At 56.9% G+C, this 15,246-nt stretch carries 10 protein-coding genes; 6 read left to right on the top strand and 4 right to left on the bottom strand.

Translation table 11 applies throughout. The annotated features are described in order from the left end of the window. Positions 1 to 183 precede the first annotated feature (183 nt). Both L1A08_RS02945 and L1A08_RS02940 read left to right on the top strand, forming a co-directional pair. Positions 184 to 1,191 (top strand): aspartate-semialdehyde dehydrogenase, encoded by a 1,008-nt coding sequence (locus L1A08_RS02945; RefSeq protein ID WP_238754030.1) that lies wholly within the window; start codon positions 184 to 186, stop codon positions 1,189 to 1,191. Between the two features lie 102 nt (positions 1,192 to 1,293). After that, positions 1,294 to 2,715, top strand: coding sequence for an MATE family efflux transporter (locus L1A08_RS02940; RefSeq protein WP_238754022.1), 1,422 nt, complete (start codon positions 1,294 to 1,296; stop codon positions 2,713 to 2,715). 80 nt (positions 2,716 to 2,795) lie between these two features. On the opposite strand, the gene L1A08_RS02935 is transcribed toward L1A08_RS02940, so the two are convergent. Next, positions 2,796 to 5,288, bottom strand: a complete 2,493-nt coding sequence (locus tag L1A08_RS02935; RefSeq protein ID WP_238754019.1) for a hypothetical protein — start codon at positions 5,286 to 5,288, stop codon at positions 2,796 to 2,798. Between the two features lie 14 nt (positions 5,289 to 5,302). Beyond that, the gene (locus L1A08_RS02930; protein WP_238754018.1) at positions 5,303 to 6,169 is read right to left on the bottom strand and encodes a segregation and condensation protein A; all 867 of its coding nucleotides are present in this window, start codon (positions 6,167 to 6,169) and stop codon (positions 5,303 to 5,305) included. Between the two features lie 121 nt (positions 6,170 to 6,290). On the opposite strand from L1A08_RS02930, the gene L1A08_RS02925 reads away from it, so the two are divergent. From L1A08_RS02925 to L1A08_RS02915, 3 genes are all read left to right on the top strand, one after another. Next, on the top strand, positions 6,291 to 6,980 hold the full coding sequence (locus L1A08_RS02925) for a TIGR04283 family arsenosugar biosynthesis glycosyltransferase (RefSeq protein WP_238754017.1): 690 nt from the start codon (positions 6,291 to 6,293) through the stop codon (positions 6,978 to 6,980). Between the two features lie 130 nt (positions 6,981 to 7,110). Continuing rightward, entirely contained in the window at positions 7,111 to 8,418 is a 1,308-nt protein-coding gene (locus tag L1A08_RS02920; RefSeq protein WP_390896843.1) for a Gfo/Idh/MocA family protein, read from the top strand. A 139-nt stretch (positions 8,419 to 8,557) separates the two neighbouring features. Continuing rightward, positions 8,558 to 11,662 (top strand): RNA-directed DNA polymerase, encoded by a 3,105-nt coding sequence (locus tag L1A08_RS02915; RefSeq protein WP_238754015.1) that lies wholly within the window; start codon positions 8,558 to 8,560, stop codon positions 11,660 to 11,662. Positions 11,663 to 11,686: 24 nt separating this feature from the next. Here the strand turns inward: L1A08_RS02915 and dprA are convergent, their stop codons facing one another. Beyond that, positions 11,687 to 12,868: a DNA-processing protein DprA gene (gene dprA / locus L1A08_RS02910; protein ID WP_238754013.1), complete on the bottom strand. Its 1,182-nt coding sequence runs from the start codon at positions 12,866 to 12,868 to the stop codon at positions 11,687 to 11,689. Between the two features lie 9 nt (positions 12,869 to 12,877). Next, on the bottom strand, positions 12,878 to 13,825 hold the full coding sequence (ispH, locus tag L1A08_RS02905; protein WP_238754010.1) for a 4-hydroxy-3-methylbut-2-enyl diphosphate reductase: 948 nt from the start codon (positions 13,823 to 13,825) through the stop codon (positions 12,878 to 12,880). Positions 13,826 to 14,062: 237 nt separating this feature from the next. On the opposite strand from ispH, the gene L1A08_RS02900 reads away from it, so the two are divergent. Beyond that, positions 14,063 to 15,169, top strand: coding sequence for an SPFH domain-containing protein (locus L1A08_RS02900; RefSeq protein WP_238754008.1), 1,107 nt, complete (start codon positions 14,063 to 14,065; stop codon positions 15,167 to 15,169). Positions 15,170 to 15,246 lie beyond the last annotated feature (77 nt).

Genomic DNA, 15,246 nt, shown 5'->3' with positions numbered 1-15,246 from the left:
TCCGGAAAACTGGCATGTTGCCGGAATTTGATTCAGAAAACGTTACTGTCGCAGACGCCGTAACTGGCTGCAGACAGACATTGAATCAGAGCCCGCAAGGGCATCGCGGTCGAAAGCAAGTGTTCGCAAACCGGTCGGAGGCACCCAGCGCGCAGGCGGTGATCCGACCATCGGAGGATTAGCGTGTTTAATACTGTTGCAGTCGTCGGAGCTTCCGGCGCCGTGGGCCGAATCATTCTCGAACTGCTCGAAGAGCGTAACTTTGAGGCGAAGGAGTTTCGATTCCTGTCGAGCGCCCGTTCTGCCGGCACCGAAATTACGTTCAAGAACAAAGCCTACACACTGCAGGAACTGACCGAAGACGCCTTCGAAGGCATCGATCTGGTCATCGCCTCCACGCCTGACGACGTCGCCGCCAAATACCTGCCGGCTGCTGTGAAGGCGGGAGCCACCGTCATCGATGAGTCCGGCTACTGGCGGATGAAGGACGAAGTTGCCCTCGTCGTCCCGGAGATCAATCCGGAAGCCGCCATCAACGCCAAAGGCATCATCGCCAGCCCGAACTGCTCGACCACGCAGATGGTGCTCGCCATGAAGCCGCTGTACGACATCTCGCCGATTCGTCGCGTGATCGTCAGCACCTATCAGGCGACCAGCGGAGCCGGCCTCGTTGGCACCGAAGATCTGATTCACGGCAGCCAGGCCCGCCTGCAGGGAGATGACTACCAGTACAAGGTCTTCGCTCATCCGATCGCCTTCAACGCGATCCCGCAGATCGGCAGCCACAAGGTCGATGGCTACACGAGCGAAGAAATGAAGATGGTTTACGAGACCCGTAAGATCCTCGGCGACCCCAACATTCAGGTGAATCCGACCTGCGTGCGAATTCCGGTCTGGAATTGTCACAGCGAAAGCATCACCGTCGAAACCGAAACGCCGATCAGTCCGGAACAGGCTCGCGAAGCCTTCGAGAAGTTCCCGGGCATCACCGTCGTCGACGATCTGGACAACGGGCAATACCCGATGCCCAGCAACAGCGACGGCTCCGATGAAGTCTTCGTCGGGCGAATTCGGAAGGACATCTCGAACCCGAACGGTCTTTCGTTCTGGTGCGTGAGCGACAACCTCCGCAAGGGAGCCGCCACGAACGCGGTTCAGATTGCCGAACTGCTGAGCAAGCATCGCGGTTAAGCGACCGACAATTCGACGACGTGAAATCAGGACGAGCATTCCTCAAGTGGATGCTCGTCTTTTTTATGGCTGTCCCCTGAATCGACCTACGACGGTGACGAGATGCTATCCGATCGGCAGAAGTTCATGCTGGAAGGGCCCATCGGAGCCGCTTTGCTGCGACTCTCGATTCCGATCATTCTTGGCAACATGCTGCAGGCCGGTTATCAACTGACCGATGCCTTCTGGGTCGGGCGGCTGGGAGCAGCCGCGGTTGCTGCGGTCTCCATCGGCTTTCCCGTGACGTTTCTCGTCATCGCGATGGGAGCGGGACTCGCCATTGCGGGAGCCACGTTAACGGCTCAATACATGGGGGCTGGCCGGCAGGACATGGTGAATCATGTCGCCGCCCAAACCATGCTCATGGTGGCCTTCACCTCGGTGATTCTCGGCTCGGCCGGTTATTTCTTAACGCCGAATCTGCTCGGCTGGCTGGGTGTTGCCCCCGAGGTGTATGAGGGAGCGCTCGGCTTCATGCGAGTCTCCTTCGTTGGAATTGTTTTCGTCTTCCTGTACGGAATGTTTCAGGCCCTCATGCGGGGCGTCGGGCAGACGCGGATTCCGCTTTTCATCGTGCTCGGCACCGTGCTGCTGAACTTCGTGCTCGATCCGCTCTTCATTTTCGGCTGGGGGCCGATGCCTGCCCAGGGCGTGATGGGAGCCGCGATGGCGACGCTGAGCACACAAGGGCTGGCCGCTCTGATCGGCATGCTGATCTTTTTTGCTGGCCGACATGGGATTCAACTGCAGTGGAAAGACTTCCGCCCCGATCTGCCCTACATTCGCAGAGCATTCTTTCTTGGGCTGCCGGGCTCGGTTGAACTGTCGACACGAAGTCTGGGAATGGTGGTGTTGTCCTTTATCGTCGCCAGTTTCGGCACGGTGACGCTTGCCTCGTACGGCGTCGGCGTGAATGTGATGCAGTTCGTTTCCATTCCGGCCATGGGCCTGTCGATGGCGGTGGCGACTCTGGTCGGGCAGAACATCGGCGCGGGTCAGTTCGAACGAGCCGAGAAGGTCGCGATTCTCGGAGCCGGCTGGGGATTCGGCATTCTGACTGTGGCCGGAATCGTGGCTTACAACTTCTCTCGACAGATCGTCGCCGTGTTCGTGCCGGACGATCCGGCTGTCATTCAGGCCGGCAGCGAGTTCATTCGGGTGATGTGTTTTGCCTGGGGCGGAGCAGGGCTCCAGTACAGTCTCGTGGCCACCTTTCGAGCCTCCGGCAACATGCTGATCGCGATGGTCATTGCCCTCGTGTCGCAATGGATGCTGCAGTTCCCCCTCGCCTACATCCTGTCGAAGCACACGTCATTGAACGAAGCGGGAATCTGGTGGTCCTTCCCGATTACGAACATCATCGTCGCCCTGGTGGCGATCGCCTGGTTCGCCCACGGCGGCTGGAAAACGACCCGCATCACCGAAGAAGACGAACAGGTCTCCGCAGTCACAACCGAGCAGATTTCCGAAGAGGGGATTCACTGAGAAGGTCGCGCCGACGCCGACGAATGGACGGCAAAAAGGACACCGTCGGTCGGGTTATTCCTGGGGCTCGAAGCGGGAGATTACGCTGGCGGGCCTTCAAAAACGACGCATCCACCTTCAGCAGCGGCTCCCGGCCCAAGTTCAATGATCCAGTCGGCCTGCCTGATCACCTGCGGCTCGTAATCGATGACGACCACCGAATGTCCCTGCTCAACCAGGCGTCGCAGAGCTTTGAGCAGGGTCGCGATATCGCTCGGATGCAGCCCGCTGGCCGGTTCGTCGAAGAGGAACAGCATCTGGGTTCCACTGGCGGCATTCAGATAAGAGGCCAGTTTCAGTCGCTGGGCTTCGCCGCGGGACAGGGTGCGTGTTGGCTGGCCGAGCGCGAGGTAGCCGAGGCCGACGTCGCGGAGCAGTTGCAGCTTTCGGAGAATCAGCTGGTGATTCCGGAAGAAGGCGAACGCTTCGTCGACGGTCATCGCGAGCACATCGGCGATGTTCCGGTTGCGATAGCTCACTTCCAGCGTGTCCTGGGCGAAGCGGGTTCCTTTGCATTCCGGGCAGCGGACATTCAGGTTGGCGAGGAACTGCATGTCGATCTCGACCGAGCCGATCCCTTCGCAATACTGACATCGTCCGCCCCGGCTCGTATTGAAACTGAACCGGCTCGGCTTGTAGCCGCGAGCCTGGGCGTCGGTTGTCTCCGCGAACAGTTTGCGAATGTCGTCGAACACCTTTAGATACGTCGCCGGCGTGCTGCGGGACGAACCGGCGAGCTGCGTCTCGTTCATGAGAACACAATCACTGATCGCCTCTGCTCCCGTAATGGCAGCGACCGAACCGGGCGGAGCGAACGGATCATCAAACTCCGGCGGCTTGATGGTCGAGTCTTCACGGCTGGCCAGTTGTTCGACGAGAGCCGGGTAGAGCGACTCACAAATCAGCGATGTTTTTCCGCTTCCGCAAACCCCGGTCACGACGACAAACTGCCGCAAGGGAATGGAGACCGACAGGTCCGAGAGATTGTGACACGTGACGCCGGTCATCTGCAGTTGACCACCATCGTCGGTCGTGATGCTGGCGGGCTCCTCATCGGGCGTGGAAAGCTGATACTCAGCTGCCGGAGCCGAAGCCGTGATGGTTCCGCCGTTGTTTCCCGCTTCGGGACCGAGTTCGATCACATGGTCAGCCGCCTGAACGACGTCCTCATGATGTTCGATGGTGATGACCGTATTACCCTGATCGACGAATCGCCGCAGCCATTCGCCGATATTGGACCGGTCACTCGGATGCAGCCCGGCGGTTGGTTCATCGAACAGATAAAGCGTGTTGACGAACTCATCGTTCAAAGCCGCAGCGAGACCGAGTCGCTGAAACTCCCCCGTGGAGAGTGTCCGTGTCAGTCGATTCAGTGAGAGCGCTCCCAGACCAAGAGCGGCGAGTCCTTCCAGCCGTGATCGTAACGATCGAACAATCGACGCATGCGGACCGGTGCTGTCGGCCGAGACCGCAGCCAGTGCTTCAGAGATTGTTTGATGCAGCCATTCTTCGAAAGTCGGCCTGCTCGAATCGGAAATCATCTGCAGTTGAGCGAGACGGGGAACGGGTCCGAGTCCCAGCCCGTCACATTCGGGACAAACGAGCTTCTTTTTCACCTTGTTCTGCACATAGCCGTGGCCGTTGCACTTCGAACACCTGCCATCTGGACTGGTTGCGCGGAACAGCGATTCATCGAGCGACGGCAGCGTGAGTCCACAACTTGGACATTCCGGCTCGCGATAGAAGAACCAGCTTGTCCACTCCCGCGACTGTTCGTCGGCAAACGTCTGCGAGTATCCGGAATAATCAGCTGCTTCAGCGGCAGCCGGTTCGAGCAGCAGAATGCAGCGTCCGAGTCCGGTCGTGAAAGCCTGTTCGATACTCTCGGCAATCCGCGCCTCATCTCCTCCCGACTTGAGGCGATCGACAATCACGAGAAAAGCGGGCAGATTCTCGTTTCCACTCGGCAGATCGAGAAACCGCTGAAAGCCTTCGCCATCCCAGTAACGTTTCTCTTCGTCGATCGCGTTGGCTTTGGCCCCCGATTTCATCAGAGCCGGGAAGCAGACCTGAAAACGGGACCCCTCAGGCAATGAAGCAATGGCCCGCACGGCATCGGGAGCGTTGCTAATCCGAACCGGAATGCGACAGTCGGGACACTGCAGTTGACCCTGCCCGACAAACAGCTGAACGAGCAGCGATTCGATTCCGGTCGTCTGCGACACCCGGGTAATCCCGCCGCGAGGCTGCTGCTTCTGGCCGACGGCGATTGTCGCCGGGAGATTGTCGATGCGATCGACATCCGGCCGTTCGAGCTGGTCGAGATACTTCCGGGCAGCCGTGGAGAGCGTTTCAAAATATCGCCGCTGTCCCTCGGCGTGAATCGTGTCGAAAACGAGACTGCTTTTCCCGGAGCCGCTGACACCGGTGATGGCCGTCCAGCTGTGGAGCGGAATCGAGACGTCGATGTTCTGCAGATTGTGCATCCGGGCCCCGATGATCTCGATGGTGGGGCGGGGCTGCGGCTTGGGCATGATGCAGTTTCTGGTCAGTCGTCGAAGTCGTCCTGGTGATCCTCGTCCGGCTCTTCCGATTCCGGTTCCTCAGCATCGGTCTCAGCGGCGAGCTGCGGGGGAGGCGTGGACGGAGCATTGTCTTGCTCGAAGACGTTATTTTCAAGCGGGGGCATCAGCCAGATCTCATCGAAGTCGACGTTCTGCTCGGCTCGGAAATGATGATGGCGGAGCAGTTCGAGAATCGCCAGGAACATCCCGATCACCTTGCTGCGGTCATCCTCTTTCTCAAAGAGTGACTGGAACAGCACACGACCTTCTTCCCGCACCTGCTTGCCGATCTGATCGACGTAGATGTGAATCGGCGTCGCATCGAACCGCAGCAGTTCTTCCCGCTCGGTCGACTTCTTCTTCACAATTCGCGAGAAGGCCCCCACCAGGTCCCAGATCTCCAGATCCTTAATGAGGTCATCGGCGATGGACCGCTTTTCGTGCGGGCGTTCATCGGCGAGCCGGGGATAACGGTCCTGCCAGGCGAGGGCCTGTTCCTGCAGAACATCCGCCGCCTCTTTGAGCTGCTTGTACTGCAGCAGATGCTGAATGAGATGCTCATTGGCGTCCGATTCCTCGGCTTCTTCTTCCTCCTCTTCCACTGTCTCGGTCTTCACCAGCGCCATGCGGCTCTTGATTTCGACCAGAGCGGAAGCGGCGACCACGAAATCAGCTGCGATGTCGAAGTCGATAATCTCGAGCACTTCGAGATAAGTGAGGAAGCCATCGGCCAGCTCGGCCAGAGAAACGGAGAGAATATCGAGTTCCTGTTTGCGCACGAGGTACAGCAACAGGTCGACAGGACCGTTGAATAGCTCCTTCACATTGACTTGATAAGCGGTAGTCTGCATAACGGTCCACGAGTTCTCGTTCCGGGCGCTCTCGTTTCTTATCGGCATTACAACCGGCACAACGTGAATCTCCGCCGCCGAGCCCCTCTGTTGCCCAGCTTGCCACTTCCTGTGAACTCCGATGGATCTTTCGATCATTATCCCCGTTCTGAACGAAGCCGATCGAATCGGTCCGTTGATCGAATCGCTGCGGCAACTCCCGGATCTCAAGGAAGTTACGACGGAGATCATTGTCGTCGATGGAGGCAGCACCGATGCCACTCTGGAGAATGCCCAGGCCGCCGATCTTGTCCTGAACAGTCCTCGCGGCCGGGCAAAGCAACAGAATCTGGGGGCGGAACGGGCTCGCGGAAGTGTTCTTCTGTTTCTGCATGCCGACTGCCAGTTGACGCCCGGCTGCCTGCGGGATGCGGTCGCGATTCTCGCTCAGTCCCGTACCTCCGCCGGCTGTTTCACCCAGCAGATCGATCATTCCCGCAGCCGTTATCGCCTGATGGAACGGGGAAACCGGCTTCGTACCCGCGCTCTGCAATGGGCATATGGCGACCAGGGCCTTTTTCTGAAGCGGGATCTGTTCCACGAACTCGGCGGCTTCCCCGATGTCCCTTTTCTGGAAGATTTGCTCTTCTCGAAAACGCTGGCCCGTCGGGGAAAGATTCGGGTCTCTGAAGAACGGATCCTCGTGAGCGCCCGTCGCTGGGAGCGGCAGGGGATGCTGCGACAAACGCTGAAGAACTGGAGCATCATCACGCTGGCCCACGCCGGCGCCTCACCCCACTGGCTGGCCCGATTTTATCCCAACGTGCGATGACAAACCGCACCGGCGGCAGGCCGTGAAAACCTGCACGAGGGTGCATCGGCGATGGCGGCTTGATACCATGGCATTCACTGATATGTCGCTCGCCTCCGACCTCACCCCCAATCAGAGAAAGACCGGATTCATGGACACCCCGAGTCAGGATTCCCGCCGCAACTTTCTGAAGAGCTCCGCTTCCGCGACAGCTGCTCTTTCGATGGCCAGCTTTGTTCCCGCCAGTGCACTCGGCCGCGATGGCAACACCGCGCCCGGCGATCGCATCAACCTCGGCGTCATCGGCATCGGCCCCCGTTGCACGTACGACCTGACTGCAATGCTGAAGTTCAACGACATCCGCTGCGTCGCCATCGCCGATGTCCAGCAGAGCCGCCGGGAGAAGGGGAAGGCTCTTGTCGATGGAACCTACGGCGACAGCGAATGCAAGCTTTATCGCGACTTCCGCGAACTGCTTGCCCGGCAGGATATCGACGCCGTGCTGATCGCCACCGGTGACCGCTGGCACGCGGCTGCTTCGATTGAAGCCGCCAAAGCCGGGAAGGATGTCTACTCTGAAAAGCCGTGCGGGATCACCATCCGCGACTGCCAGGAACTGGCCGATACGATCCACGCCGAGAAGCGGGTCTTTCAGGCCGGAACGCAACGCCGCAGCGTGCCGAACTTCAAAGATGCCGTCGAGTTCGTCCACAACGGCAAGCTCGGCAAGATCAAGGAATTGCACGCCTCGGTCTATATGCCCACGCTCGATAACACCTGGCTGCCGGCCGAACCGCGGCCGCCGCAGGACGTGGTCGACTGGAACATGTGGCTCGGACCAGCTGCGTGGCGTCCGTTCAATCAGCAGTATGTGAATGGCCGCTGGCGTGGCCAGTGGGACTTCGATTCCGGCGCCCGCCTTCTCGACTGGGGCGCTCACACGCTCGATATCTGCCAGTGGGCCAATCAGTCCGACGACACGATGCCGCTGACGTACGAGCCCTCGGAGAAGAATATCGTCTGCACCTATGCCAACGGCGTGAAGCTGGTGATGGACTTCCTGTCCGATCCATTCAAAGATCGTTCGCCGCAGTACATCACCCGCCTCGGCACCTGTCCGGTTCGCTTCGTCGGCGAAAAGGGCTGGGTTGAAACGGGTGATGAGGGTGAGATTGTCGCCTCGTCGGACGAACTCCAGAAGCAGTTGCCGGAAGGGACAAAGCGCGTTCGCGGCATCGACGTCAGTGCCCACGCCCGCAACTTCTTCGACTGCATGCGTTCCCGCGAGATGACAGCCGCCAATCAGGACGTGATGCGTCGCTCACACATCGCCTGCCACGCAGCCGCTCTGTCGTGGATCCTGAACCGCAAGCTCACGATCGATCCGGTGACGGAAGACTTCGTCAACGACAACGAAGCCAACCTCCTCCGCGCCCGCGGCCGCCGCGAATGGGCGTGAGATTGAATCGAATTCGCCTCACGCGTTAAAGCTACCGACCTTAATGTTGGTAGCTTTTTTTTTGTTCAGTTCTTGTATTTGCTGGTCAACGGGGATTAACCTCGGGCAATTCAAATTCTTTCCTCGATATGTCGAAACGATGGCAGCTGAACAATACGATGACTTGTTTTCGTTTGAAGAACTGTATCTTGCGTACAGAAAGGCTAAAGCAGACCATTTCTACGAAAGGACTATTCCCAATTCGCTCAAATTTGCTCGGTTTGAAGCCAATCTTGACGAAAATATAAGAGAGTTGAGGGAACGCTTGTTAGATAATGACAGGCCATGGTATCAAGACATTGAGTTTATTGGAGCCGCGACGTTTGTACCAAAGAAACTCACTCCCCCCAAGGAGCCAGTTTCAGGTCCGGTTTTCTTTGCGTCGAATGCACGTGATAGCTGGGCGAGAGTCTTTGAGCTAGATGAAGCGGCCAAAACGGCCAAAGGGAAGCAAAAACCGCAGCGATTGAACGCCGAGTTTCGCCAAATGGCAGATTTCACGGTCCAAATGCACGTGGTATGCGCCCTTTGGATCAATCTTGTTGGTGAGAAAATCGATGCTGCACTCGAACCATCGGCTCTCGGGGCTCGACTTAGAAGAATTGCGGGGTCACGAAAATACCATAAGCAGATTTGGCAAAGCTTCGAACCATACTTTAAGTCTTATCGAAAGTGGCGCGACGGCGGATTCGCAGCAATCAGACGGGAGCTTGAAGCTGGTAGGCGTGTCGTAGCGATAACGATGGATTTTCAGAAGTTTTTCCATCGAATCGACCCAAGTTTTCTGTTCGATGACGAGTTTAAACGTGAGCTCACAATAGCGCGTGAAGAGCCTGTTGACTTTTCAGGTCTAGATGAGGCGTTTACTCGCCAATTGGTTGAAGCGTTCGAGTGTTGGGCACGGCAGGTTCCAGGCTACACCCAAACGCGACCTACCGGACTTCCCGTCGGGTCAGGAGCATCACGTGTTATTGCGAATGCCTTTCTAATACAATTCGATCGACTAATTAGAGAGAAGCTTTCACCCATATATTATGCGAGATACGTTGATGATGTATTTCTTGTTCTTCCGGACAACCGATCATTTGCAACTGGAGCAGACGTACTAGTCTGGATTGAAAAGCATGCAAAGGAACTGATATCGAGCAAGCGGGGCGATCTCAGCGTCAAGCTTTCGTATGGAAGGAAATCAAAGGTTGATTTTCAGAAAGAGAAACAGCGAATTTTTCTCATCGACAATCCTGATATTTTGGACGCGATAAAGTCGAAGGTGGATGAGGTCTCAAGCGAGTGGCGTTTACTTCCGAATCTTCGCGACTTGGAGAAATCGTCATCAGCCCGGGTTCTTTCGACATCAAGGGATGGCAGTTCGGATGGAGATTCGCTTAGAAAGACGGACACTCTGCTGTTAAAGCGATTGGGGTTTGCGATCCTTCTGCGAAATATTGATGCAATCTCCGATGCGATCCCCCCCGATGAATGGCGAACAGAAAGAGAGGAGTTTTATGAGTTTGCTCTCCGGCATGTTATCGCTCCTGGTAAGCTATTTGAGCTGATTGATTATCTCCCCCGTCTGATTTCAATTTGTTCCTATTGCAGTGATTGGGAATATGCGACAACGATTGTTTCGACGGTTGTAGACATTCTCACAGAGGTGCGCAACCGTGGAACGACATCTATTCAAGGGGGCAAGGAAATCGAGGAATCCGCGGTGATCTGGGATGGATTTATGAAGCATCTCAGATCCGCGTTTGAAGAGGCATTTCTTAAAGCCTATTCCGTAGATCAGGTAGGCGGTAGTCCCGCACGGGCTCTGCGTGCGTACGACGAAATATGTAAGATCTCACCTACTGCTTTCGATTCATATTCACACATTATCCCTTGTAGTGAACTGCTGTTTTGGCACGATCTCGGAAGAGATCCGCTTAAGAGTGTATTGCTGAGGGAGATCGAACGAACCTACGCTCCCGACTTCAAGTACCCGGAATGTGATTTTCCGGAATCGCTTAAAGAACGCTGTTCGGCAGTCTCTACGATGCTGGACAAGTTCGAGATCAAAGACAGATTTGCCTTTCCACTTTTGTTTCCTACTCGACCGCTCGGGAACGAAGATCTCTCGATTCTGTTTCCCGAAATAACGGCAAATGTGAGCATGATAAAAGAGTCTCTCAATATTATTAGAGGCACGCACTACAAAACTGGTGGAGAGGGCGGAGTCAGTGGATATGCTGCTAAAAAGGACGTATCGGATGCATCATTTAGGAATGATGAGATAGAACGTTTAAGGATTGGATTCGGTTCTGGGAAGAAACGGATCCGCATTGCAGTTACAAGCTTCTTGACCGAAATGCAAAGTTGGCATGCTGCAGCTGGGGGCAATCCTGATCATCGTGCAAGCCGGTTCAGCAGGGTCGCCAGACTTTGCAATGCGATTCTGACATCGCCACGTGAGGCTCGTCCCGACTACGTGTTATTTCCAGAATTGTCCATCCCGTCTCGTTGGATGCGAACGATCGCCGAAAGCTTGCTTCGGTCGGGGATCTCCGTAATCGCTGGAGAGGAGTACGTTGCTCATTCTGATATTCCGAAGATGGTGGATAGCCCTGCGCGGTTGTTCCTTACTGATAATCGCCTTGGCTTCCCCTCATGGGTGAGGCTAACGCAGCTAAAAGGAAAGCCGGCTCATCACGAACGCGATGAGTTGCGGCAGGTTCACGGTGTGAGCCTAGGGGTAAGCAGAGACGGCCTTGAAAGAAAGCGAGTCTTTGAGCATTTCGGTTTTAGTTTTGGACTACTGATTTGCAGTGAGCTAACGGATATGGAGCACAGGATTCGCTTTAGGGGGGAGATTGATTCACTGTTTGTGTTGAGTTGGAATCAGGATCTTGAGTCTTTTTCGGCTTTGGTTGATGCGTCTGCCCTGGATATTCACTGTTTCGTCGCGTTAGTGAACAATAGGATGTTTGGGGATAGTCGAGTCCGGATTCCGGCAAAAGATGCGTGGAGACGTGACGCCGTCCGCGTTAAAGGAGGGCTCGCCGATTATTTCGTCGTTGCTGAAATCGATGTCAGTGCGTTACGTGATTTTCAAAACCACCTTGAGCCTCCAAGTGATCCGTTCAAGCCGTTTCCAGAAGGCTTCAGCCTTGCGGATGAGCGTAAAGTTATTCCGGGCACAAACGGCGTTCGTCCGCGTTCGCAATAGTAAAGTCCTTATTGTCTATACTCGTTACAGAAACCGCGAACGGACGACCTGGTTGCCGGGGAGTCGTTCGACCAGTTTCTTCATTTGCAGAATGGTCAGCGTCGAGAGGACTCGTGAGGCTTCGATGCCCGACTGTTCGATGATGGTGTCAACCAGGATCGGATCGTTGGTGATCAGGTTCAGAATCTGCGTCTGCTGGTCACTCAGGTTGAGTTGACGGGGAACCTGCACTTCGACGGTTTGCGTCGACTGCGGAGCCGGTTCGGCGGTGGATTGCCTGCGGGCGGCCGGGGGCGTGTACTGCATCTGGACCGGTTGCATCAGGGGGCCGAGTCCTTCGAGCACATCGTCGACGCCGCGCACGAGTTGGACGCCGTCGCGAATGAGCTGGTGGCAGCCTTCGCTTTCACGGCTGTCGAGCGGACCGGGCACGGCGAAGATCTCGCGTCCCTGTTCCATGGCGTGCCGAGCGGTGTGCAGCGTGCCGCTCGTGCGGGAAGCTTCAATGACGATCACGCCGAGACACATGCCGGAGACGATGCGATTTCGTTGCGGGAAGAGCCCTCGGCTCGCGCTGCGGAGCAGGGGGGATTCCGAGATCACGGCTCCCTGCTGAGCAATTTCCAGAGCGAAGTTCGTGTGTTCCGGCGGATACATCTTGAGCAACCCGCTGGCACAGACAGCGATTGTTCGCCCACCTGCCTGCAGAGCGGCCCGATGTGCAACCGCGTCGATGCCACGGGCCAGCCCGCTGATGACGGTGATGCCCGCTCGTGCCAGTCCGCCCGCGAACTGTTCGGCCATGCGGCGTCCGTAGAGCGTGCAGTTTCTGGAGCCAACAATAGCCACCGCGAGTTGATCGCGCGGCTCGATGCGTCCACGGCAGTAGAGGACGAGCGGCGGGTCGGGAATTTGTCGCAGAAGTGGGGGATAGTCCTGGCAATCGTGCGTGATGACTGACAGGTCGTTCGCTTCGCAGTCGGCCAGCTCGCGGCGGGCCATATCGCGATGGTCATCGTGGCGGAGTGCATCGATGATCTTCTTGCCGATTCCGGGGACCGATGAAAGCTCCGCATCCGAAGCTCGCAGAACTGTTTCCGGGGAGCCGAAGCGTTCGAGCAGAATGGTCTGCAGTCGCGGCCCGATCCCCTTAACGAGGTTCAGTGCGACATAAGCATCAATCGGCCCGTTCGTTTCGCCCGCCATGAGATCTGATCACTGCTGTTGACTGGCGGTCTGCAGACGCCGAAGTTCTTTGGGCAGCGGGAACTTCACATTCTCTTCCTGAATGGTCCGCTGCGCCACTTCCGCTCCGTACTCGCGAACGATGTAGTCGACGCACTCCTGCACCACAACTTCAGGGGCACTCGCTCCAGCCGTGATCAGAACGGTCTCCACACCTTCGAACCACTCCGCTCGAATCTCGTGAGCGCCATCGATCAGGAAGGAACGCTTGGCGTTGTCGTTGGCCAGTTCCTGCAGGCGTTTACTGTTCGAGCTGTTCTGGCTGCCAAGGACGAGCACAAGTTCCGCTTCCTGAGACAGAATCGAAACCGCTTCCTGTCGATTCGTGGTCGCGTAGCAGATATCTTCTTTGGGTGGCGATTCGATTTGAGGGAATCGTTCCCGCAGGGCGGCGATCACCTGGCTGGCTTCCTGCACGCTCAACGTCGTTTGTGTCAGAAAGGCGATCTTCGCATCCGCCGGGAATTCGAGTTTCTGGACATCCTCGGCCGTTTCGACGAGTGTAATGCTCTCGGGGGCTTCGCCCATCGTGCCGATGACTTCGTCGTGTCCTTCGTGACCGATCAGAATAATGTTGTAACCGGCTCGCGAATACTTGATCGCTTCGAGATGCACTTTCGTGACGAGCGGGCAGGTGGCATCGATGGTCTGCAGGTTGCGCTCGCGGGCGATGGCGCGAACGGCCGGGGAGACACCATGGGCGCTGAAAAGGAGAATCGACCCCTCGGGGACATCCTCAAGTTCATCGACAAAGGTCACGCCTTCCTGTGTGAAACGATCGACCACATAGCGGTTGTGGACGATTTCGTGATACACATAAATATTGGAACCAAACATCCGGACGGCTTCTTCCAGACACTTGATCGCCATATTCACGCCGGCACAGAAGCCGCGGGGATTGGCCAGGATTACTTTCATTTCAGTTCATCCAGTCCCGGAAGTTTTTGATCCGGTTCGGTCGTTGTTTCGTTATCACCCGAGCGGCGGCCTGGCTCGAATGTCCTCAAGTTCGGACTTTCTGGTGACGATCGCCGCCGATGGAGGTATGATAGTCTCGACTTTCGTCTGAGGAAACCGGGGACGGAGTTCTTGCTCCTCCGTTCCTGCGGGCATTCACATCCCTTAATTCACAGCACTGCTGAGGACCATCTTCTCATGGGATTCTTTGACAAGCTACGTGCGGAACTGATCGACATTATCGAGTGGATTGACGATTCCCGTCATACCCTCGTCTGGCGGTTTCCGCGGTATCAGAACGAAATCAAGCACGGGGCCCAGCTCATCGTTCGACCCGGGCAGACCGCAATTTTCGTGCATCGCGGCGAAATCGCCGATGTGTTCGAACCGGGCCATTATACGCTGACAACCGACAACCTGCCGATCCTTTCCACCCTGCAGGGCTGGAAATACGGATTCGACAGCCCGTTCCGGTCGGAAGTTTACTTCGTGAGCACAAAGCAGATTACCGATCTGAAATGGGGCACGCCGAATCCGATTATGATGCGGGACCCCGATTTCGGCCCGATTCGTCTGCGGGCATTCGGAACTTACGGCTTGCGGGCGATCGATCCCAGAGCCCTGCTGAAAGAACTCGTCGGGACCGATGGACAGTTCGATGCCGACGAAGTGACCGAACTGATGCGGTCAATGATCAACACCTCGCTGGCCGACATGCTGGGCGAGAATCAGATCGCTGCTCTCGATCTGGCCGGAAAGTACAACGAATTCTCCGAGCAGCTTCGACAGTTCGTCTGTGAGCGAGTCGATGATGAGTACGGCCTTGATGTGCCGCAGCTCTTCATCGTAAATATCTCGCTGCCGGAAGAAGTCGAAAAAGCGATCGACACCCGTTCGAGCATGGGTGTGATTGGCGATATGAACAAGTTCCAGCAGTTCCAGATGGGCAACGCCATGATGGCCGCCGCCGAGAACCCCGCTGGTGGCGGAGCAGCCGAAGGCATGGGACTCGGAATGGGTTTCGCCATGGCCAACCGCATGGTCGGAGCAGGGGGCGGTTTCACCGGTCAGACCGGAGCGGCTCCCCCGCCTCCGCCGGGCGGCGTGTGGCACATTTCACACAACGGCCAGACTCTCGGGCCCTTCACGAAGGATCAGGTTGTCCAGGGGATGGCGGCCGGTCAGGTTCCTGAGAGTTCGTATGCCTGGAGCGCCGGGATGTCCGCGTGGACCCCGATTAATCAGGTGGCCGAGTTTTCCGGATCAACACCCCCGCCTCCACCGCCCCCGCCCGCTGCCAACTGATCTGCTTTCCAGACAGTTGCATTGAAGGAGCGCTCAGTGTAAGTCCCGCCCATCTCCCAGTCCCTTGAGAGAGAATT

Source organism: Rubinisphaera margarita (assembly GCF_022267515.1).
Classification (GTDB): Bacteria; Planctomycetota; Planctomycetia; order Planctomycetales; family Planctomycetaceae; genus Rubinisphaera; species Rubinisphaera margarita.
The sequence above is the reverse complement of the archived record's forward strand: the minus strand, read 5'-3'. Positions and strand labels throughout refer to the sequence as shown.